The organism is Neobacillus bataviensis, from assembly GCF_019969725.1.
Genome location: NZ_JAHXYW010000025.1, coordinates 1 through 22,231 on the forward strand (window position 1 = coordinate 1; position 22,231 = coordinate 22,231).

General features: G+C 41.1%; 13 protein-coding genes, 1 rRNA gene and 2 riboswitches. Of the genes, 2 read left to right on the forward strand and 12 right to left on the reverse strand.

Going from position 1 to position 22,231, the window contains the following annotated elements; all coding sequences use genetic code 11:
• From LC455_RS29725 to LC455_RS29760, 8 genes are all read right to left on the reverse strand, one after another.
• Positions 1-95, reverse strand: a 16S ribosomal RNA gene (locus LC455_RS29725); the annotation flags it as partial.
• 315 nt (positions 96-410) lie between these two features.
• Positions 411-2,480 (reverse strand): glucose-specific PTS transporter subunit IIBC, encoded by a 2,070-nt coding sequence (gene ptsG, locus LC455_RS29730; RefSeq protein ID WP_223596487.1) that lies wholly within the window; start codon positions 2,478-2,480, stop codon positions 411-413.
• 188 nt (positions 2,481-2,668) lie between these two features.
• Entirely contained in the window at positions 2,669-3,511 is an 843-nt protein-coding gene (glcT, locus tag LC455_RS29735; RefSeq protein ID WP_223596489.1) for a glucose PTS transporter transcription antiterminator GlcT, read from the reverse strand.
• 153 nt (positions 3,512-3,664) lie between these two features.
• On the reverse strand, positions 3,665-4,993 hold the full coding sequence (locus tag LC455_RS29740) for an NCS2 family permease (RefSeq protein ID WP_223596491.1): 1,329 nt from the start codon (positions 4,991-4,993) through the stop codon (positions 3,665-3,667).
• Between the two features lie 115 nt (positions 4,994-5,108).
• Positions 5,109-5,210, reverse strand: a riboswitch (purine riboswitch).
• A gap of 98 nt (positions 5,211-5,308) precedes the next feature.
• On the reverse strand, positions 5,309-6,829 hold the full coding sequence (gene guaA, locus LC455_RS29745; protein WP_223596528.1) for a glutamine-hydrolyzing GMP synthase: 1,521 nt from the start codon (positions 6,827-6,829) through the stop codon (positions 5,309-5,311).
• A 143-nt stretch (positions 6,830-6,972) separates the two neighbouring features.
• A riboswitch (purine riboswitch) is annotated at positions 6,973-7,074 on the reverse strand.
• Positions 7,075-7,114: 40 nt separating this feature from the next.
• Entirely contained in the window at positions 7,115-9,322 is a 2,208-nt protein-coding gene (locus LC455_RS29750) for a transglutaminase TgpA family protein (protein WP_223596530.1), read from the reverse strand.
• A complete protein-coding gene (locus tag LC455_RS29755) occupies positions 9,319-10,539 on the reverse strand; it encodes a DUF58 domain-containing protein (protein ID WP_223596493.1) in 1,221 nt (406 codons plus the stop codon). The genes LC455_RS29750 and LC455_RS29755 overlap by 4 nt, the downstream gene beginning before the upstream one ends.
• Positions 10,540-11,496, reverse strand: coding sequence for an AAA family ATPase (locus tag LC455_RS29760; protein ID WP_223596495.1), 957 nt, complete (start codon positions 11,494-11,496; stop codon positions 10,540-10,542).
• A gap of 289 nt (positions 11,497-11,785) precedes the next feature.
• Here LC455_RS29760 and LC455_RS29765 point away from each other — a divergent pair, with 289 nt between their 5' ends.
• Together LC455_RS29765 and LC455_RS29770 are read left to right on the forward strand one after the other, a co-directional pair.
• Entirely contained in the window at positions 11,786-14,716 is a 2,931-nt protein-coding gene (locus tag LC455_RS29765; protein ID WP_223596497.1) for a fibronectin type III domain-containing protein, read from the forward strand.
• Between the two features lie 194 nt (positions 14,717-14,910).
• Positions 14,911-16,599, forward strand: a complete 1,689-nt coding sequence (locus LC455_RS29770) for a GMC family oxidoreductase (protein WP_223596499.1) — start codon at positions 14,911-14,913, stop codon at positions 16,597-16,599.
• Positions 16,600-16,803: 204 nt separating this feature from the next.
• On the opposite strand, the gene LC455_RS29775 is transcribed toward LC455_RS29770, so the two are convergent.
• The 4 genes from LC455_RS29775 to dcuS all read right to left on the reverse strand — a co-directional run bounded on the left by LC455_RS29775 (position 16,804) and on the right by dcuS (position 22,131).
• A complete protein-coding gene (locus LC455_RS29775; RefSeq protein WP_223596500.1) occupies positions 16,804-18,519 on the reverse strand; it encodes an NAD-dependent malic enzyme in 1,716 nt (571 codons plus the stop codon).
• Between the two features lie 212 nt (positions 18,520-18,731).
• Positions 18,732-19,703 (reverse strand): 2-keto-3-deoxygluconate permease, encoded by a 972-nt coding sequence (locus LC455_RS29780; protein ID WP_317851498.1) that lies wholly within the window; start codon positions 19,701-19,703, stop codon positions 18,732-18,734.
• A gap of 122 nt (positions 19,704-19,825) precedes the next feature.
• Positions 19,826-20,533 (reverse strand): response regulator, encoded by a 708-nt coding sequence (locus LC455_RS29785; RefSeq protein WP_223596502.1) that lies wholly within the window; start codon positions 20,531-20,533, stop codon positions 19,826-19,828.
• A 2-nt stretch (positions 20,534-20,535) separates the two neighbouring features.
• A complete protein-coding gene (gene dcuS / locus LC455_RS29790; protein WP_223596504.1) occupies positions 20,536-22,131 on the reverse strand; it encodes a DcuS/MalK family sensor histidine kinase in 1,596 nt (531 codons plus the stop codon).
• Positions 22,132-22,231: the final 100 nt, after the last annotated feature.

Here is a 22,231-nt window from a genome sequence, read left to right on the forward strand (position 1 = left end):
ACCACCGGGAGCAAGCTCCCAGTGATTCGCTCGACTTGCATGTATTAGGCACGCCGCCAGCGTTCGTCCTGAGCCAGGATCAAACTCTCCAAGAAAGTTGATTAGCTCATAAAATAAAACGTTGGCTCGTGATCTCTATTATTATAGAAGAAACACGATTAATTATTGTTTGTTGACATTTTTGTTTGTTTAGTTTTCAAAGAGCAATCTTGTTACTTCCTTTAGAAGCAACTCTATTACTATATCACGTCGCAACTTCGAAGTCAACAACTTTTTAAGAATGTTTTTTAACATCTTCATGTTGTTAACCCGTCACTGACGACCGTTTTAATATAATAACATCATGACAATAGTACGTCAACAAAAAAATCACAAAAAAAATAACCGACCCACAAGGGGCCGGCTACATCTTACTTCGTTATTTTAATAACGCCTTCTTGCTGAAGATCTACAAGACCTTCTTTTTCAATAACCACCTTTTCACCTTCGGTTAAATTCGTAAAGACAATTGGTGTAATTGTTGAAGTGGCATGCTCTTTAATATAATCTAAATCAACTTTTAATAAAGGCTGACCCTTGGTCACGCGTTCATTTTCAGATACTAACGTTTCAAAACCCTGTCCTTTTAAGTTAACTGTATCAATACCAACGTGGATTAAGATTTCACGTCCGCCGTCAGACAGGATACCAATCGCGTGTTTCGTCGGGAATAGGTTTACAATTTTTCCATCAACAGGTGAAACAACCATTCCTTCAGCAGGTACAATCGCAAAACCGTCACCCATCATTTTTCCGGCAAAAACTTGGTCCGGCACTTCTGTAATAGCCTTAATTTCGCCTTTAATTGGAGCAACAAAAACTTCATCATTTTTACGCTCAGTTTGCAGTGCTTCAGGGTTAATTTCTTCAATCTGCTGCTCTACACCTTTTTCTGGTGCGTTAACCGCCGTCGTACGAGGACGCTTTCCTTCCATTATATCCTTCATTTGACCTTTGATGGTTTCAGAACGCGGCCCAAAGATTGCTTGAATATTATTACCAACCTCAAGCACTCCTGCAGCACCAAGTCTCTTCAACTCATCCTTGTTTACATTCTTAATATCATTAACGGAAACACGAAGACGGGTAATACATGCATCTAAATGAGCAATATTTCCTTGGCCGCCCATTGCATCTAAAATATTAGCGGCTAAATCGCTTGATCCTGCTTTGCCTGTTGGGGCTTGATTTTGTTCATCATCTAATTCACGGCCAGGCGTTTTTAAGTTAAACTTACGAATCGCGAAACGGAAGCCGAAGTAATAGATAACAGCAAATACAAGACCTACTGGAATAACAAGCCACGCATGTGTTTGCGGGTTGAGTAATCCAAACAAGACATAGTCAATTAATCCACCGGAGAACGTCATCCCGATTTTAACATCTAATAGATGCATTACCATGAATGATAGTCCTGCAAAAACCGCATGGATACCAAATAGAACTGGTGCAACGAAAAGGAATGAAAATTCAATTGGTTCAGTAATACCGGTTAGGAATGATGTTAAAGCAGCTGATGCCATCAAACCGCCGACAAACTTTTTCTTCTCCGGACGTGCTTCTTGATAAATCGCTAATGCTGCAGCTGGTAAGCCAAACATCATGAATGGGAATTTACCTGTCATGAATGTACCAGCAGTCAGATTTTTCACGTGGTCAGAAATCTGTGCCATGAAGATACGTTGGTCACCATGAACCACTTGACCCGCTTTTGTTGTATAACTACCAAATTCAAACCAGAATGGAGAATAGAAAATATGGTGTAAACCAAATGGAATTAACGAACGTTCAATCACACCAAAAACAAATGCAGAGAGAGTCAAGTTCGCATTTACCATGTTTGTCGAGAAAGAGTTCAGTCCAGATTGAATCGGCGGCCAAATAACCATCATGACTAACCCTAATATAATCGCTGTTCCTGCCGTAATAATCGGAACAAAACGTTTTCCTGCAAAAAATCCTAAATAGGATGGCAATTCAATCTCAAAGAACTTATTGTACATAGTTGCTGCAATAATACCAACGATAATACCGCCAAACACTCCTGTTTGAAGTGTTGGAATACCGAGGACACTCACATAGCTTGTACCATTAATATCCTTCGCATCGATCCCTAAAACAGTTCCCATGGTTACATTCATGATTAAGTAACCAATGATCGCCGCAAGTCCCGCTGTACCTTCCCCACCAGCTAATCCTATAGCAACACCGACTGCAAATAAGAGCGGCAGATTACCGAAAACGATATCACCGGCATTTTTCATAACTGATGCGACCATAGCGACAGAACTATTATCCAAGAATGGAGCTATGTCTAATAAAGCCGGGTTAACCAGTGCCGCACCTAATGCAAGTAGAATACCTGCCGCTGGCAAAAGGGCAACTGGCAGCATAAGTGCTTTACCAACTTTTTGCAAGACGCCAAATGCATTTTTAAACATAAATATTCCTCCCGTAAATCTTTTTTAGCTCATTAAGCGTTTTCATATTCATTAAAAAAACAACAAAAAAGGCATGAGTAAAAGTTTAAGTGACTGAAGATATGGGTATAGATTACCCCTAAATCCTCAAATCAATTAATACTTTTCACTCATGCCTGATCGAATCAGTAACACGTAAAAAATAATAGCTATTTAAATTTGTTTTGAAGCCTTTGCAGATGCATCGTTAGGTATACCGCCTCTGCATCGAAAACCTTCAATTTTAATGTTTGTTGCATCACTTTAATGAGCTTCCATGAAAGATTATAGCACACCGGATATTCCACTTTCAAGAGGGAAGCGATTTTTTCTGGCTCCTCTACCTTCTCCCCTTTAACTACACGATCTATAGCAAAGCGAAGGTGCCGGACAAGCCTCATGTAATCAATACTTTCCTTATCAATTTCGATGTCAAACTGCTCTTCCACCATTTCAACCAAGCGGCTGACAAGCTGGGAATGCTGATTGACTTCAGATAAATTCTTATTGGAAATCGCACTATGAATATGGAGCGCAATAAAACCTATTTCACCATTCGGGAGGGAAATTCCCGTTTTATTATTAATCAGCTCTACTACCTCTGCCGCTACTTCATACTCATGCCGATAGAGAGCTTTCGTTTCTACTAGAAAAGGGTTATTCATTTCCATCCCCTGCGATGCCCGCGTGATCGCAAACATTAAGTGATCCGTGAGCGCGACATGGATATGTTCATTCAGCTGAGCATTTGTCCTTTGCTTAATCAAATCAATCGCAGAAATAATCACTTCCAAAAAATCATTATCGATAAACGGAAGCAGCTTGATATAGTTCTCTTGTTCTTTTTCATTTTTCAAAACGAAAAGCTTTTCTACTGTATCTGTATCAATATAGTCCCCACGTTTCCGGTTAAACCCAATGCCCTTGCCAATTAAAACAACTTCTTCATAGGAAGGGTGTTCAGCAATTAAAACATTGTTATTTAATACTTTATCGATTAACAGCTTTGCCATACCCCTTTATCCCCATTTCCATAAGTATAACCTTAGTATTTTCATGTTATAAGAGGAAAATCAAGAAGTCAACGACGAAAATCGACAATTCTATTAACAACGCTCCTGATAAAAAAAAGAACCGCAGCAGTCCGCCGCAGTTCCCTTTAATCATTATTTTAAGAAGATAAAATAAAGAACAAATATCACAAAGAAGAAGTACATAATCGGGTGAATTTCTTTTGTCCGCCCTTTCACGATCATCGTGATCGGGTAAAAAATAAATCCGACTGCAATCCCTGTGGCAATACTATATGATAACGGCATTGTAATCATGGTTAAAAACGCTGGTACAGCAATTTCAAATTTAGTCCAATCAATTTTCCCCAAAGATGAAACCATCAACACACCAACGATGATGAGTGCAGGTGCTGTTACAGGTGCTGTCACGACTGATAATAATGGGAAGAAGAATAATGATAATATAAATAGTCCGGCTGTTACTAGCGAAGCAAATCCAGTTCTCGCACCGGCCGCTACCCCTGCTGATGATTCAACATATGAAGTTGTTGTAGAAGTACCAAGGATCGCCCCAACACCAGAAGCAATCGAATCAGCCAATAAAGCTCTTCCTGCATTTGGAAGTTTATTATCCTTCATAAGCCCTGCTTGATTGGCCACAGCCACAAGTGTTCCTGCGTTATCAAAGAAATCAACAAACAAGAATGTGAGGATAATCCCAAGCATAGCAGTCGTATAGAAAGAACTGTCTCCAAAAGAGGAGAAGGCCGCGCCGAACGTCGGCGTTAAGCTTGGAACAGAATCAACCACTTTATCAGGCATCTTGATTTCACCAAAAATCATACCGACAATGACGGTAAGAATCATACCATAAAATACTGCACCATTAATTCCCCTAGTCATCATGATCACTGTTACCACAATACCAAAAATAGCAAGTAATGCTTCTGGAGATGTCAAGTCACCAAGTCCAACTAATGTCGCATCGTTATTAACAACGATTTTAGCATTTTGCAAACCAATAAAAGTTATGAACAAACCAATTCCGGCACCCACTGCGTGCTTTAAATCAACAGGAATCGCATTAATGATTTTTTCACGAAGTCCTGTCAACGTTAAGATGAAGAAAAACACTGCGGAAATCAATACGGCACCAAGTGCATGCTGCCAAGGAATTCCGCTTCCTAAAACAACTGTATAAGCAAAGAATGCATTCAATCCCATACCAGGTGCCAACGCCAGCGGGTACTTCCCTAACAGACCCATAATTATGGATCCCAAGGCAGATGCTAAAGCTGTTGCGACAAACACTGCACCGTAATCCATTCTCAAGTCCGCTGGAAAATCCTTTACCGAAGCAAGTGATAAGGTTAGCGGGTTAACGACTAAAATATAAGCCATTGCTAAAAAGGTGGTCAATCCGCCGATAAATTCGCGGCGGTAATTCGTACCTAGTTTTTCAAACTCAAAATACTTGTGCATTTAATTTCCCCCCATGGAAAAAATTCCTCTTTATATTTTACGAAAAAACGCTCCGGTATATTCTACCGGAGCGTGACTGTAGGCTGTGTAAAAATAGAGAGGAAAAAATGCCTCTTTATTCAAAACACTGCCTCGTAGTCAAGCCATTTACGGTGGCTCGGTAGAAACTTTTGGGCCATATCCCCAAGATTATACGATGCAATATGATAAGTTCTTGTTTACGTTTTTTATTTTATCAGGGGGAATTCATTTTGTAAACAAAAAATACGAACATTGTTATAGTAAAAAATAACAATGTTCGTATTTTGGTATTTCCTATTCCCACTCAATGGTTGCAGGCGGCTTGCTGGTAATATCGTAGACCACCCGGTTTATATGTGCAACTTCGTTTACTATGCGGGTTGAGATTTTCTCGAGCACATCCCACGGGATCCGCGCCCAGTCAGAAGTCATCCCATCGATCGAAGTGACTGCCCGAATACCGATTGTATAATCATATGTGCGTGTGTCTCCCATTACACCAACACTGCGGATGTCCGGAAGCACAGTGAAGTATTGCCAAATGTCACGATCGAGTCCCGCTTTTTTAATTTCTTCACGAAGAATCCAGTCAGATTCACGGACGATTTCAAGCTTATCTTCTGAAATGGCCCCTAACACACGAATGCCAAGTCCAGGACCAGGGAACGGCTGTCTCCAGACAATATCGTCCGGAATGCCAAGCTCTGTACCAAGCGCACGAACCTCATCTTTAAATAACGTGTTTAATGGTTCAATTAATTTAAACTGCATATCTTCCGGCAGACCGCCTACATTATGATGCGATTTAATCGTTTGCGCCGTTGCTGTTCCGCTTTCGATGATATCGGTATAAAGCGTTCCCTGTGCGAGGAACTCGATTCCCTCAAGCTTCGTCGCTTCATCATCAAACACATAAATAAATTCATTGCCGATAATCTTACGCTTCTTCTCCGGATCGGAAACACCCTCAAGCTTCGATAAGAAACGGTCTTTAGCATCCACCTTAATGACATTCATATGGAAGCCTTCTGAAAAAGTCTTCATAACACTTTCTGCCTCATTTTTCCGAAGCAGTCCGTGGTCGACAAAAATACAAGTCAACTGATCGCCAATTGCTTTATGAATTAACACCGCAACAACGGATGAGTCCACTCCGCCGCTTAGAGCGCAAAGCACTTTTTTATCGCCAACTGTTTCACGAATTTTCGCCATTTCCATTTCAATGAAGTTATTCATTGACCAATCGCCAGCGCAATCACAAACATTAAACACAAAATTCTTAAGTAGGTCATTTCCGTAAACGGAATGGCGGACTTCTGGATGAAATTGTACTGCATAAAGCTTTCTTGCTTCATCACTCATTGCTGCAATCGGACAGTGAGGATTTGTACCATCAATAGTAAAGCCTTCCGGTGCTTCTACCACAAGATCGCCATGACTCATCCAGACAATCTGCTCATTTGGTAGTTCAGCAAAAATAGCTGACTGATTTTGAATTGTCATTGTGGCTTTTCCGTATTCCCGCTGCTTTGCTTTTTCCACTTTTCCATCGAAATGAACGGTCATTAACTGCATGCCGTAGCAAATTCCCAGAATCGGCAGACCCATTTCAAAAATTTCCTCATCACAGCGGAATGAATTTTCATCATAGACACTATTTGGACCACCTGAAAAAATAATCCCTTTAGGGTTCATTTTGCGGATTTCCTCTGCTGTAATCGTATGCGGATGAAGCTCGCTGTAGACGCCAAACTCGCGAATCCGGCGTGTAATCAACTGATTATATTGGCTTCCAAAATCTAAAACAACAATCATATCTTGTTTTCCAGTCAAAACGGCCACCTCAACTTGTTCAAATTTATTTTAGTATTTGCTACATGTAAATAAAAAAAACTAGAAATCTCCCCCCGACGAATCTCAGGAAGGCAGAATTCTAGTTTTCTCTTAAAAAATCATTAACAGAAAAATTCTGCCTTCATAGTCAGGCCATTTACGGCGACCCGGTAGAGACTCTCGAACCCTATCATCGAGGATATATGAAGGTAAAAATGCGTACCCTATTAAATTAAAACATATTGTATCAATAGGATGTTTTTCTGGTCAAGCGATTGTCTTTTTAATTAAATTTTCCCACAATTTACGCGATTCCTTCCAGCTGCCCTGTGGAAGATTTTGATGATACAAATATTGCTCGTAACTGGCTGTCAGCCGTGTCATTTCCCTTGTCGAAAAAAACGAATCGACATAGCGTGCATAGTTCCTTAATGTTTGATTGTCCTTCCGTTTTAATCCATAGCGCTCCAGCTGACTCAATAATAACAAATAGGCTTCCGCGATATTGTCATCTTTTTTCTTGAAGCGATAGCGCAGCAAAACGAGATATGGAAACCATTTACCGCGAATCCGATATAGAATTCCCGCTACAACCAAGAGTATGATCAGGGCCAAAATCAGCAACTTCCAGTTCTCTTTCCAAAACAATTTCACCTGATTCCAAGCCTTTTGGAAATCAAAGGAGTTTTCCTTCTTCACCGGATTATCCTCAATTTTCTCCTGTTGAGGTTTTTTCACTGGCGCTGGGGTTGAGGATTGGTTGCCTGAAGAAGATTGTCCTGTTCCATAATCAATATTGAGTTCATTTGAAAACCCTTTTGTCGGCTCAAAAGCGACCCAGCCTTGATTTGGAAAAAACACCTCAACCCAGGAATGGGCATTGTTGTTGGTTACTTCGTATATTTGATTCCCCGAGTTTTCCGAACTATATTTGATAAAATCCCCACCGGTGAAGCCTTTAATCCAGCGGGTTGGAATCCCGATCGTTCTTAGCATAATAGCCATGGAAGACGAGAAATTGTCGCAATAGCCCCGTTTTGTATCAAATAAAAATTGGTCGACGTAATCATCGGAAGGGCCTGGAACGGCGACATTTTTTTGATCGTACGTAAATTCGGTATTCCCAAAATAACTTTCAACTGCTTTTGCTTTGTCAAACCAATTCGTTTTTCCAGTGGTGATTTTTTCCGCCAGCTCTTTCACTCTTTCCGGCAGATCCTGTGGCACCTGCGTATATTGCTGATAAAATTCCTGACTTATTTCATCTGGATTATAGCCGGTTGTCACCCTCAAATCCGCAGCCTTATATTTAGGCACATCAAATTCTAAATTTAATATTTGTGGAACTTGCGGGCGGTTATCATTTTTAAAAAAGCTGATTCTTTCATTGGTGGTATCGATCATAAAACGATTTCCCTTTGGGTCATCAGGCAGAATATTGATTATTTTTTTTATTCCAGCTGGATACATAATATAGTTGTACTTGTAGTTCACATGTGCGTTGACACGAACCGTTTCCTTAATGGTTTCAACATTTTGCGGGAAGGAATAGACAGGAACCAGGTCCTCCTGTCGAAAAGGAATCGGCGTTGTCCCCGATGTAATCCAGCCTTTCCCTGTATACGTATCCTTTGTTTCCATCTTCCAATAATTCTTTCCATTCCCGTCGTACTTGAATACAGGATTGGCATCCCCGATAAACGGACCGCCTAAAGCGGTATCATCCTCGCCATATCCAATTCGATGCGGGCCAGCTGCATCCTTTCCGCCCTTATCTTGAGCTGCCGTTAAATATGGAACAGGGTCAGGCCAAATCGGTGCCGCCTTTGGCGCAGCGAGGCCAATCAGTACGCTAAAGGCTATCATAACTGCAAGTGGGACCATCCATTTTCGCAGAAAAGATCCCTCACTGCTGACCTTTTCCCTTTGCAGGATCCGGAAAAACGTCAGCATGCCCATCACAGCAAACCCAACAACAACCGTCCGAACAATCGCTATTTTTGCGTTGTAAGGTGAAAACGTATCCAACACCGTAATATAAACTAAGGTTAAGAAGAAAAAGATAAAAATTTGTTTCCGGTTTAAAAGCCAATAATGAATTAAATACACCATCAGCCACAGCAAAATAAAAAACAAAAGTGTCCGAAATTCACTCGATAAATCATTCCAGTTTCTTGCCACGATCAGCCCTAGGTTATCGGCCGCATCACCAAGAAATGCCTTCCACCAGCTAAACAGGAAAAACCCCGCATCATAGTAGAAATGATTAATAGAATACAGGATAAAGATCAGTTTAATGATGGATTGCCAAAACCATTTCATTTGAAAAAAAGAAAGGGCAAAGGAGATGACCAAAAAGATAATAAATGTTTCGATATTATCGGTATCGGTTAATTGTTCAACAGGCCGCAGCCATTCCCATAGAAGCAGGAAACCAAATACATATAAAAGAAATGAAGGTAAGTCCCTTCTCATGACCACATGCTCACCTCCGAAAAGGCCGAGGTAAATTCGCCTTCATGAATCATGATTACCCGGACCCCGCGGGCATTCGCGAGGGAAATCAGAGATCGTTCGTTTGCCGAAGGCGCTTCTTTCTGACCCTTTATGAGAAAAAGAGTAATCGACCCTTTTCTTTGGCCGAGAAAACTCGCCTTTTCAATTAGCGGTTTCGTCAATTGCGCCGTGACAAGCATAAAGGATACGGCTTGTTGGATAAAAAGACCGTCCGTTTCCAACACTTTATCAAACGCAGAATAACTTTTAGCCTCTATTTTGGCAAGATGATAAAAAAGCTCTTGAAGATGCTGCTCACCGCCACGGATTGGAAAAGAGGCTCTTTCTCTGCTGATGGTTAACAGCCCGGTCTGCGCTCCTTTTTTCAAGATGGCGCGAATAAGGGAAGCAGAAAAGGAAACCACTGGCTCAAAGTGCTTATCGGGCACGCAATCCATAACCACAAAGACATCATGCGACTGCCGCTGCTCAAATTCCTTCGTCATGATCTCGCCCCGCTTCGCGGATGCTTTCCAGTTAATCCAGGAGAAACGGTCGCCTGGCTGATAATCTCTTACGCCAACCGCCATTGAGGTGTCCCGCTGCACCCGCTCACGGGATGCAGTCAGTCCTTGATCGTATTGATTTTCAAACGGGCGGTATAATAGCTCGGTATAGGCAGGATAGACAATAATTTTGCTTTCCTTTTCAAAGGTTTTTTCTTTTTGGAATAAACCGAGCGGATCACCGATTTTCAAAGTAAAGGTTTCGAAAAAATGCTCTCCCCTTGGCAGTTCATGAATGATATACTCATAGGAAAATTCCTTCTTCATCCCTGGCAGCAGCAGTGCTTTCGGGGGTTTTAGATGCTGAGCAAATTTTAAACCCTCATTCATATGGTCTTCCATCAGCAAATAAAATAACGGAAAACCTTTCGATCTTTTAATTTGGACAGTCACTTTTAACTGTTCACCCGCATTGTAATCCGTTTTAGGTATTATTCTGGTCACTTCCAGCTCATTCATCGAGTAAAAGGACAGGGCCACACAATAAATAGCAAATGGAAGAAAGCTATAGAATAAAAACCAGCTGACAAATCCTCCTTGGAACATCGCATAGGAGAAGGTTAACAGGATCAGTAAAAATAGCAAAACAAATTTCCAGGCTTTTTTTATTAGGCGAAATAGTTTTTTCATTTATTTCACAAGCCTTCGAACCGGTACAGGAACCCTAGCAACCACCCTGCTCACAATTTCCTCTGCAGAGATTCCTTCGAACTTTGCCTCTGACTTTAAAATAATCCGGTGAGATAAAACGAATGGCGCTAAATATTGAATATCATCCGGCAGGACATAATCGCGGCCAAACATATAAGCATAAGCCTGGGCTGCTTTCATTAAGGAGATGGATCCGCGCGGACTTGCCCCTAAGTAGACACTGCCATGGCCTCTTGTACGATTAACGATGTCAACAATATAACGCTTAATGGTATCATCCACAAATACGTCTTTGATTTCTTTTTGGAGGTCAAGCAAGCCTTCTAGGTCAATTACTGGCTCCAGGTCTTCGATTGGCGGAACCTTTTGTGCCCGGTTCAATACCTCTATTTCCTCTGCCAAATCCGGATAGCCCATTTTCATTTTTAATAAAAATCGGTCTAGCTGTGCTTCCGGAAGCGGATATGTACCCTCGTACTCGATTGGGTTTTGCGTGGCCATAACAAAAAACGGCTTTTTCAGCTTATGGGTCACGCCATCGATTGTGACGCTCGCCTCCTCCATCCCTTCGAGCAGCGCAGATTGGGTTTTTGGCGAGGTCCGGTTGATTTCGTCAGCGAGAATGATGTTGCCCATAAGCGGACCTGGACGGAATTGGAATTCCATTTCTTTCGGATTGTAAATGGAAACACCAGTAACGTCTGATGGGAGCAGGTCCGGGGTGAATTGGATTCGGCGGAAGTTGGCATTCACTGATTTTGCCAGGGCGCGAACCATCATCGTTTTCCCGACACCAGGTACGTCTTCTAATAAAACATGGCCCCCTGAAAGCAAGGCAACGAGGCTTAGTTCTGCTACATTTCTTTTTCCAATCATGACTTTTTCAATATTTAAAAGGATTTTTTCGATGGTGGGATTCAGTTGTTCGTGGGCCATTGTTGATTCCTCCTCTAAGTTAAAGACCAATTTTTGGCATCATTAATATTTATTCTAGTTCCAGCCGAAAAATCCTGTATAAATAGACACAGAATATTCAAAACCTGCACTATATTTGACTTCAACGCTGATGATCTTTTGAAAAATATATTAAAATCTCTAACAATAATCTAAAAATCTTTCATTATTAATGAAAACGGTTTCAATTATAATGGGGGGTATATCTTTAAGAAAGGAGGTTTAGGAAAGCTAGTTGCTTCACAAAAGACAATTGAAAGGTGGTAGAAAAGTGAAGAGATTTAGAGTAGGATCGTCAATTTTTTTAATCTTATTACTCGTATTCGGCAGCATTAGTTCAGCACCGCATGCAGAAACAGGAGCACCAGCATCTCCTGAAAACTTACAGATACCAACCCTGGCTTTTGACGAGGACAGCATCACCCTAGTGTGGGAAAAACCTAAAAATTACAGAGATATTGTGGATTTTAATGTCTATATGAATGGAAAGAAAATTGGCAGCGCCTTACAAGATAATAGCGGCACAGCAAAAACCTATATTGATAATTTTTATAAAAATATAGACAAAGACGATTTCCACGTTAAAATTCTCATTCATAATTTCACCGTTGAACATTTGAAACCAAATAAATCATATGAATTCTATGTCACTTCTGTAAATGCAGCTGGTGTGGAGTCAGCCCCTTCCAATAAGGTTACAGGAAAAACCACTCCTGTCCCTGAAGTTTTCAATATTGTGGATTTTGGTGCCACACCGAACGATGATTCAAAAGATACAGAAGCTATTCAGGCGGCTATTGATGCGGCGACACCTGGAGCAAAAGTAGTCATACCAGAGGGCAAATTTATCTCTGGAGCAATATGGCTTAAATCCGATATGACCTTACAAGTAGATGGTTATTTACTTGGCTCTTCAGACCCCGAAGATTACAATCGAAATTTCTGGGTCTATGATTACTCCACAGATGAACGTTCTTACGCCCTTATAAATGCTCACACCTATGATTATGGCAGCCTTAAGAATATCCGTATTGTTGGAAAGGGGACCATCGACGGAAATGGCTGGAAACAAGATCCTAATTCTCCAACCATTGATGAAGCAGAGAATGAACTTCCTCGTTTAATGGCGGGGAGTAACTCAAAAGTAACCGGAGATGTAAAAGTTGAGAATGGTAAAATGAGTCCGCTGGACCTTGCCTCTTCCAATACATACGGGATACTGGCAGCAGCTCAAACTTATGCAGCTCAAGTGGACGGAATGAATGCTAAGTCTGCCTATTCTACACGTTCTAACCTGATAACCGTTCGCGGTGTGGACGGGATGTATTATGAAGGGATTACCCAGCTGAATCCTTCCTTCCATGGGATTGTTAATCTTCATAGTAAAAATATTGTCGTAAACGGCACGACCGCCAAAACATACGATGCCAATAATGCCGACGGATTTGAGTTCGGTGATTCCCAGAACATCATGGTATTCAATAACTTTGTAGATACCGGAGATGACGCGATTAACTTTGCGGCAGGCATGGGACAAGCGGCAGGCAAAGAAGAGCCGACCGGAGAGGCCTGGATCTTCAATAACTATATTCGTGAAGGCCATGGCGGAGTGGTAACAGGAAGCCATACTGGCAGCTGGATCCAAGACTTTTTAATCGAAGATAACATCATGTATAAAACTGACGTTGGTCTTCGTGCCAAAACGAACACACCAATGGGCGGCGGAGCAAGAGAGATTTTGTTCAGAGATAATGCATTAGAAGGCATTGATGGGGATGGTCCTTTTGTGTTCACTTCTTCCTATGAGGATGCAAATGCAGCTATTCAATATGAACCAGCTCAGCAGATTTCTCAGTTCAAGGATATAAAAGTTGAGAATACGACTGTTCGTAATCAGGGAGGCAGCAAGAAACAATCGATCCTCGTTCAGGGGAATAGTGATGTTGGTGAGGTCTATCATGAAAATATTATTTTTAAAGATGTGAAGTTTGATAATGTCTTCTCAACCAACTTGAATTACGCCAAGGATTTAAAATTTATCAATGTAGCCTTTACAAATGTTAAAGACAATAACGGTAATCCGTGGAGAATTAGCAACTCTACCGGTCTTGTTTTCGAAAATACAACGGCAGCACCTAGCAATGCGGCTGTAAAACCCCAATGGTCCGATAACGCGTTAGTTCGAGCAGAATCTTCGGAAGATGGTAAGAGCGTTACATTAACTTGGGATGCAGCTTCTGACGATACAGGTGTCACTGGTTATACCATCTATAAGAATGGCGAAAAAGTTAGCTCCAAATATACAACTACTAATCAAACAGGCTTCACAGTAACCGGACTGACTCCGGCTAAAGAGTATACGTTTAAGATAGAAGCGGCGGATGCCACGGGAAATCGTACTTCTGATGGCCCAAAAGCGAATGTAACGACTGACGGGTCAGCTGACGAAACGGCACCAGTCCTGCCTGCCAATACTGATCTCACGGAACCGACTACAACGATTCCTGCGATTGATACCTTTAGCGGCAAAGAAGCAGAAGTAGTCTACCCTGGATTTACGTGGGCATCTGTCGAGTGGGGTCCGGCAAGTGATGAAACCGGAATTGCTGGCTATAATGTGTACGCGAATGGTAAACTCCATGGATTTGCTGCTTCAAATAAATACACACTATTAAATCTTCTGCCAGGCACAATGTATGATGTTACGGTGGAGGCTGTCGATTTAGCAGGGAACAAGACACCATATAACAGTTCACTTCAACTTAAAACCGCTATCCCATATGCAATTGGGGCTCCATCCTTTAACAGCGGTTTAAGGGCTGCCATTAGAAATGATGGGAAAAGTGTTTCCCTCTCTTGGAACCCGGCATCAGCAGTCAATCAAGAAGTAATCGGCTATCGTGTATATGTAAATGGACAACCAATTAAGCCTGAAGGGGTTACCTTTACACCAATTAATGGAGAAAAGACAACAGCAGAAACAAATTACACCGTAACAGGCCTTAAAAAAGGGAAAGTCTATACATTTAAAGTAGAAGCAGTTGGACGTGGAATCAAATATTCAAAAAGAGAAAGACTCTCAGATGTGATTCCTAACGGTCTTGAACCTGTTACTGGCTATCGTTGGAGCGGTTCTGGCCCAAGTAAAACGATCCACCTCATTCCTGGTGCTGCGGTGAGCGAAGAAGCAAAATCAAAGTGATAAAAAGAAGACTACCTCCTTTATTGGAAGTAGTCTTCTTTGCTTTCATTATAATGATTCACAATTTGATTCAGCCAATGTTAAAAGAGATAGGTTATTTACACCATATTTTTCAAAAATCATATATATATTGTTGTGTTTGTAATTTTCAATATTCAGAATATAAAAAGGCCAATATTGAAAGGAGTATTAGTGTGTCAAGCAATAACACTTTCGATTATATTGTGATTGGCGCTGGTACTGCCGGAGGGGTAATTGCAAAAAAACTAACGGATGACAAAATTACTTCTGTACTCCTCCTTGAACCTGGAACCAATATGATTAAAGAGCTGAGCAGCCCTTCTGGTGCAACATCAGGCATTTTAGCCACAGATAATAGGCACTCATTTAATATCATGACAACCGCTGAGCCTAATATTGGGAATCAGCAGCTTCGTGTATCAAGCGGCAGAGCTATCGGGGGAAGTTCCGAGCATAATGCAATGTACGCTGTACGTGGAAGCAGAAGATTTTATAATGAGTGGGCAGAACTCATTGGATCTCAGTGGAGTTACAACAAAGTTCGTTCTTTATTCAAGAAGAATGAAACCTATACAGGAGAAACAGAAGAATCGGAGGAACGAGGATCAAAGGGCCCCATATTTGTAAGACAGCAAAACATTCCTGAAGATGGGCTAACTGTTACATTAGCCAATGCAACATCAGAAGTATTAAAGATTCCAATTGTTGAAGACTATAATACTGGAATAAGAGATTGTACATTTTACAAATCACAATTTTTAAATGAAGAGGTAAATGGACATTACATTCGTTCATCTACCGCAACCGGGTACCTAAACGAAAAAATTGTTACACAAGGCAATGAATTTGACCCGGATGAGTATGGAGTACGTGGCAGAGAACTGATTATCCTGACTAAAACAACAGTCAATAAAATTCTATTTAAAGAAGCTGGCAGATTTCAAGTGGCTGTGGGCGTCCAATTTGTAAAAAACGGTAAGACAAGTATTGCGCGTGCCACAAAGGGTATTATTGTCAGTGCGGGTAATTTTTCCTCTGTCATTTTACAGCGTTCTGGAATTGGGAATCCCGAAGATTTAGCCAGAGCCGGTATTACCACATTAATCGACAGTCCAAATGTGGGACACAACTTTCAAAGTCATTTTACTGTTGGAATGGGAGTAGAAGTAGAAACCGAGCGGCTTTTAGAGCTTATGTCTGCCGACCCGGATAATCCATTCCCACTTGGTGCTTTTAAAGGAGAAAACAAATGGGGGGGGCGGCGTCTTCAATTATATGGATCGCCAACACCATCGTTTGTTCCAACTTCAGAGGTATTGGCGAATCATTGGAGGTTCGATCCAACAAAAAAGAGCAATATTATGAGCATTGGCATTTTTGACCTTAACCCGAAAAGCAGGGGCACGATATTGGCTGCCCACAGCGATCCTGAGGCATATCCTTCTATTGATCTCAATCCGCTAGGGCATCCTGATGATTTGGATTTTATGGTTGAGCAGTATTTGGAGACTTACCGTATTATGAAGAAAGCTCGTAAACTAGATCCCGATGGCATCTACAAAGTTGTCTATCCACCTGAAAAGGTCTTTAAAATGGATGATAAGGAAGAACGGCGCAAACAATTGGAAGGTTATGTAAAATCTTCTTATCGAAATCTCGCTCATTTTGGTGGTCAATGCAAGATGGGCAATAGCATTCTAACTGGGGTTGTAGATGAATATCTTAATGTCTTTGGTACAAAAAAACTAAAAGTAGCCGATCTTTCTATTTCACCAATATTACCAGATGGCAACACCTCCATGCCTGCTCAAATGATTGGACTAAATGCAGTACGATTTATTCAAGAAGAATTTCCATTTTAAAAAACTCTTATAGCAAAAGGTCAGAACAAGTGTGAACGCTCTTTTTAAGAGTGTTCTTTACTTTCATCCTTTATTTCCCCTGTTTTTCTCTTAGAAGAGAAGGCCTCCCGCCAGTTCAGAAACTGTTGGAAGACCTTCTCAAATAAAGACATAAAGTTTATGATGCTTATTACATCATACCGCCCATTCAATTTAACTATTTAATCACGCATAGGAGTGAATGTTTGTCCAAATACCTACATTCTTTATTTCCTTATACTTAGGTTTCCACATAGCATCTTCAATAGCATTCTCAACATCTTGAATATCCGCTCTTGCAATTCCCTCATGTATTGCAGCATTAACTACTTCAATGGCTACGTATTTTGAGACTTCATGAAGGTTTTCAATGGATGGCAGCAGGGATGATCCAGGTTTACTGGAGTCAGACATTCTTGCAACCGCATAAGCAGCAGCAGCGAACATTCCTTTTGAGAACACTTCCGCTTTTGCCACAATGGCTCCAAGGCCAAGACCTGGGAAGACAAATGCGTTATTTGACTGGCCAATTTCATAGGAAACACCTTTGTATTCTACATTGGCAAACGGGCTGCCGGTTGCAATGAGAGCCTTTCCATCTGTCCATTTAATCAGATTTTCCGGCACCGCTTCAGTCAGTGCAGTTGGATTGGACATAGGCAAGATGATTGGACGCTCAACGTGCTTGGCCATTTCTTTCACAATTTCCTCAGTGAAGGCACCAGCTTGTCCGGAAGTACCAATCAGGATGGTTGGCTTCACCCTCTGAACGACTTCCATTAATGAAATAATCCCATCCTCATTTTTATCCCAATCCTTTACTTCATTCGCCTTTCTTACATAAGGCTTCTGGAAGTTCAGGACATCTGACGTTTCATCCGTTAGTAACCCGCGATAGTCGATCGCCCAGAAACGGTCATAGGTTTCTTCTCTGGTCAGCCCTTCGAGAACCATGGCATCAACCATTTGGTCTGCGTTGCCGATACCGGCAGCCCCTGGCCCGAAGACAACTATGCGCTGGTCCTTCATAGATTCTCCTGTTACTTTCAAAGCAGACATAATAGCAGCAAGGGTTACTGCACCTGTTCCCTGGATGTCATCATTGAAGGTAAGGATGCTGTCACCGTATTTGTCCAAGATCTTACGCGCATTCACGTTGCCAAGATCCTCCCAGTGAATCAGAACCTCTGGAAAGAACTTTCTTGCGGTCTGAACGAATAAATCAATGAATTGATCATAACGCTTACCGCGGACACGGGCGAATTTGTTGCCAATATAGATAGGGTCTGCGATTAAGGCCTGATTGTTCGTACCCACATCCAACACGACTGGCAGAACACGGCTTGGATCAATACCAGCTGCCGCTGTGTATACGGCAAGTTTACCAATCGCAATATTAATACCGCCTACCCCTTGGTCCCCAATACCCAGAATACTTTCAGAGTCGGTAACGACGATTAAATCAATGCCATTTTTGGGCTGTCCAAGATTATAGAATGCCTTTTCCACGCCTTCAGGATCATCAATAGAAAGATATAAACCTCCGGGACGGCGGTAGCTATGAGAGTATGACTGGATCGCATCACCCACAGTAGGAGTGTAGATAATTGGAAGCATTTCTGCTAGGTGTTCTTTCAACAATCGGTAAAATAGAACAACATTGCGGTTATATAAATCATAAAGCAGACCGTGTTTAAATAAATTCGTCGTCCGCATCGAATATTGTTCATAAATCCTATTTACTTGTTCATCAAGGGTAAGCACTTGAGGCGGTAATAGACCGTCGAGTCCAAGGTCTTCCCTTTCCTCTTTCGTAAAAGCCGTTCCTTTATTCAAAAAAGGATTAGAAAGAACTTCTTTTCCTTTTAATGTTGTAATAATAACATTCTGGAGTACATTCATGGTGTTTCCTTCTTTCTTCTCTAAATAACTATTCGGACAAATAGGGGAAACATAGATTTCTATCTTTCCATGTTAATAACATTTTCATTATCACACTAGTTTTTTTAATTTAATGTCCCTTTTTTGTAATTAAACAAAGCAGACAGTAAAATTGGCTGACTGCTTTGTCTATCTTGCACTTTTCGTGTTTATAAAATTTACATTACTTTTTATCAGGCTGCCCGTGCAATCGATTGTTTCACTTTTTTCTTCCTTTCGGACCTTTTAAATACATAGCTCACAATAATCGGACAGACGATGGCAGATATGACACATGCAGCTGCAACTTGTGCAGTAGCTGAAGATGCTACTGCGGCTAAAGTTGGATCTGCTGCGGCCACAACAGCTGGTGTAGCTACCGCATTTCCTGCAGTTGACCCTGTTGCTAAACCAACGATAGGGTTTTCTTTAAATAACTTCAATAGGAAGTAAGCTCCAATTCCAGTGAATGCAGCGATTATTCCTAGTAATATCCCAGGACCTCCAGCTTTCACAATAGTTGAAAGGTTCATTCCGGCACCTAATGGGAATGAGAAGAATGGGATTAATAATAATTTACTGCTTCCAAGGAACTTTCTCATATCAGGGTCAATATTTCCTAAAATCATTCCGATTACGATTGGAATTAATACTCCTAGAAGTGTTTGAAAAGGAATGGTGGCAAGGCCGGATGCACCTAATGCCACTAATGTGAAAAATGGACCGTCTTTTAAAGAAAATAACGCATATGCACCTACATCCGTTTCGTCACCATACGATGAAGCAAGAGATGCATATAACCCGCCATTAGCATTTAATAACGCTGCAAGGATGGCTAATGGTGTTAATCCTAGTATTCCGGCAGGCCCAAAAATCGCTGCTACAGCTAAACCAATACCAGCACCTACGATAAATTTTCCTGTTAATAATATTGCACCTTTTTTTAATGCCTTTGGTGCTAATTTGAAATTAATTTGGGAACCAATTAAAAACATAAAACATGCCAAAATGGTTGATGAAGCTTCTTTACTAAATAAAGCTGTTGTAAAACTTCCAATTTGTAAAACCTGCGGAAAAAATGTATTCGTTAATACCCCTAAAAAAAGTGGAACAACCATCAGACCACCTGGAATTTTATCAAGCGTTTTCTTAATAGGAATTTGCACTTTTGAATCCTCCTTTGTCTTGCTACATGTCTATCATATTCTCATGTAAACCGTTTTCATAGATTATGAAAGTTTAATCATTCTTTTTGTAAATAAAAAAAGTAAGCAGTTTCAATAACTGCTTACAAATAGTTTTTTATTAAGTGCTCTTTAAATTGGTTATATTCATGCTGATACACAGGCCTTCCGATGGTTCCATAGATAACCTTGACTTCAAGTATTCCTAAGTCCTTTAGAAAGTTAAGGTACTTTCTTGCTGAAACCCTTGAAATGCCTACTACATTCGCTACTTCATCAGTGGAAAATGGCCCCTGCTTCAACTCTTGAACCGCATCCCATATCTGCTTTAAGGTATCCTTCGTTAATCCCTTGGGCAGTTCCTCTGCGATTACTGCCTCTTCTCTGTGCAAAAGTAAGTGATCAAGTTCCTGCTGATTAACTGAATCCTGTTTATCAATGAACCGAGTTTGCGCAAGGTAGGACGTAAGTGCAGCATAAAACCGTTCAAACTCGAAAGGCTTAATCAAATAGTCGACAACTCCATACCTTAATGCCCTCTTAATTCGTTCAAAATCTGAGGCCGCTGAAATGATGATCACATCAATTTCAATATCATTTTTACGAAGATACGATAACAATTCCAGTCCCTGCTTTCCCGGCATAAAAATATCCAAAAGAATTAGCTGAATATCATTCCTTCCCAAGCATCGGATGGCATCAGCGACAGAATTGACTGTTGCAGCTAAACGGAACCCGTCAATTTTAGAAAGGTACTGCTTATTGATTTCCGCTACCATCGGGTCATCTTCAACAATCATTACATTAATCATTTCTATTCATCCTCTGCATTATAAGGTATATATACGGCAAAATTCGTTCCCTTTCCTGGTTTGGACGAAATAATCAGGTCCCCCTCCAGTCTTTCAATTGCCTGCGCCAAAAGATATAATCCGAATCCTCGGTTGTCTCCTTTCGTGGAAAAGCCTTTATCCAGTATTTTGTTTTGGAGGGATTTCGTCATTCCCATTCCTGTGTCTTTAACCTCGACTGTCAAAATATCCTCTGCGTAATCAAGTTTAAGCTCGACTTTTTTGATTGGACTGTCCGCAATTGCCTCCATTGCGTTATCGACAAGATTTCCAATAATCGTTATTAACTCATGTGTAATTTCTGAATTTGCAGGCTTGGGAAGTGTATTTGCGCAATCAAATGACAGTAAGGCCCCAGATTCTCTTGCAAAGCTTAGCTTGCCAATCAGAAATCCGGCAAGAACCGGATCATGGACTTTTTTTGTTACAAAACCCACTTCCGTTTCACGGTGGTTAACGGTTTCGCTCACATAGTTAGCGAGTGTATCGTATTGTTCAGTACGAACCAGACCAAGAATGACATGAAGTTTATTCATGAATTCATGCGCCTGAGCACGAAGAGCATCCGCATAATTGCGTACACCTGTAAGCTGTTCGGCCAAAATTTGAACCTCGGTTTTATCACGGAAAGTAGCGATTGCCCCCACCGGCTGATTTCCCACAATCACCGGTACCCTGTTTACTAAGATGGTCACCCCATGTAGATTCTGTTCTTGATCCATTTCCGATTCACCCGATTCTAAAATGCGAGTTAACCGTGTCTCTGGCAAATACTCTTCAACGTTCATTCCTATAGGATTCCCTTCAAGTCCGGCTTTTTTTAAAAGCTTACTGGCTGCCCTGTTTACAAGGGTGATGTTTCCTACCTGGTCAATGGCTATGATTCCCTCTCGGACAGAATGAAGCATAGAACTGCGCTCTTCAAGCAGCCTGGCAATCGCGAACGGCTCGAGTCCTAAAAGAATTCTTTTGAGGTATCTCGCTAGGCCCACTGCACCAATTACCCCAATTAAGATGCCAATGACGGTACCGATCGCCATACCCATACGGCCTCTATGTACCGCGTTTATTACACTTTCTAATGAAATCCCTACGGCAACTGCACCGACTTGTTTTCCTTGTGAATTTTTTATTGGAGTAAATGCCCGCATGGATCGACCGAGAGTCCCCTTTGAAATAGACACGTACTCCTTGCCTTTAAGAACTAGCCCTTCATCTCCTCCTGTGAAGTGCTTTCCAACCTTTTCGGGTTTCGGGTGGGATAGACGAATACCTTTCATATCCATCACGACAACGAAGTTAACATTGGTTTTTTTTCTTATTTGATTACTAAAAACTTGTACATTTTTTTTGTTCGCCTTCCCTTCAAGTGCGATAATCACCTGCGGACTAAGGGCAACCATCTTTGCCACATTCAGGGCTTTTTCTTTCTCTGTTTGTTCCACACTCGAGGTAATTCTTTTGCTTATGATTAGATCAGTTATTCCAAGTGATGAAGCGACGACAATGCAAACAAATATAATAATAACGGCTTGTAAACTAAATTTGCCCTTCTTCATATTCTCCTCCAGGTTTGATCATAATTATAGTATGTATAAGACTTATTTATAAAATATCTCATAAAAGAGGTTGAAGCAGTTTTTGTAATTAAAAAAAGTC

Coding starts and splice junctions, on each gene's coding strand:
- LC455_RS29740 (WP_223596491.1), bottom strand. CDS start 4,993: ATGCACAAGTATTTTGAGTTTGAAAAACTAGGTACGAATTACCGCCGC.
- LC455_RS29750 (WP_223596530.1), bottom strand. CDS start 9,322: ATGAGAAGGGACTTACCTTCATTTCTTTTATATGTATTTGGTTTCCTG.
- glcT (WP_223596489.1), bottom strand. CDS start 3,511: ATGGCAAAGCTGTTAATCGATAAAGTATTAAATAACAATGTTTTAATT.
- LC455_RS29760 (WP_223596495.1), bottom strand. CDS start 11,496: ATGGCCCACGAACAACTGAATCCCACCATCGAAAAAATCCTTTTAAAT.
- LC455_RS29785 (WP_223596502.1), bottom strand. CDS start 20,533: ATGATTAATGTAATGATTGTTGAAGATGACCCGATGGTAGCGGAAATC.
- guaA (WP_223596528.1), bottom strand. CDS start 6,829: ATGATTGTTGTTTTAGATTTTGGAAGCCAATATAATCAGTTGATTACA.
- dcuS (WP_223596504.1), bottom strand. CDS start 22,131: ATGAAGAAGGGCAAATTTAGTTTACAAGCCGTTATTATTATATTTGTT.
- LC455_RS29755 (WP_223596493.1), bottom strand. CDS start 10,539: ATGAAAAAACTATTTCGCCTAATAAAAAAAGCCTGGAAATTTGTTTTG.
- ptsG (WP_223596487.1), bottom strand. CDS start 2,480: ATGTTTAAAAATGCATTTGGCGTCTTGCAAAAAGTTGGTAAAGCACTT.
- LC455_RS29775 (WP_223596500.1), bottom strand. CDS start 18,519: ATGAATGTACTCCAGAATGTTATTATTACAACATTAAAAGGAAAAGAA.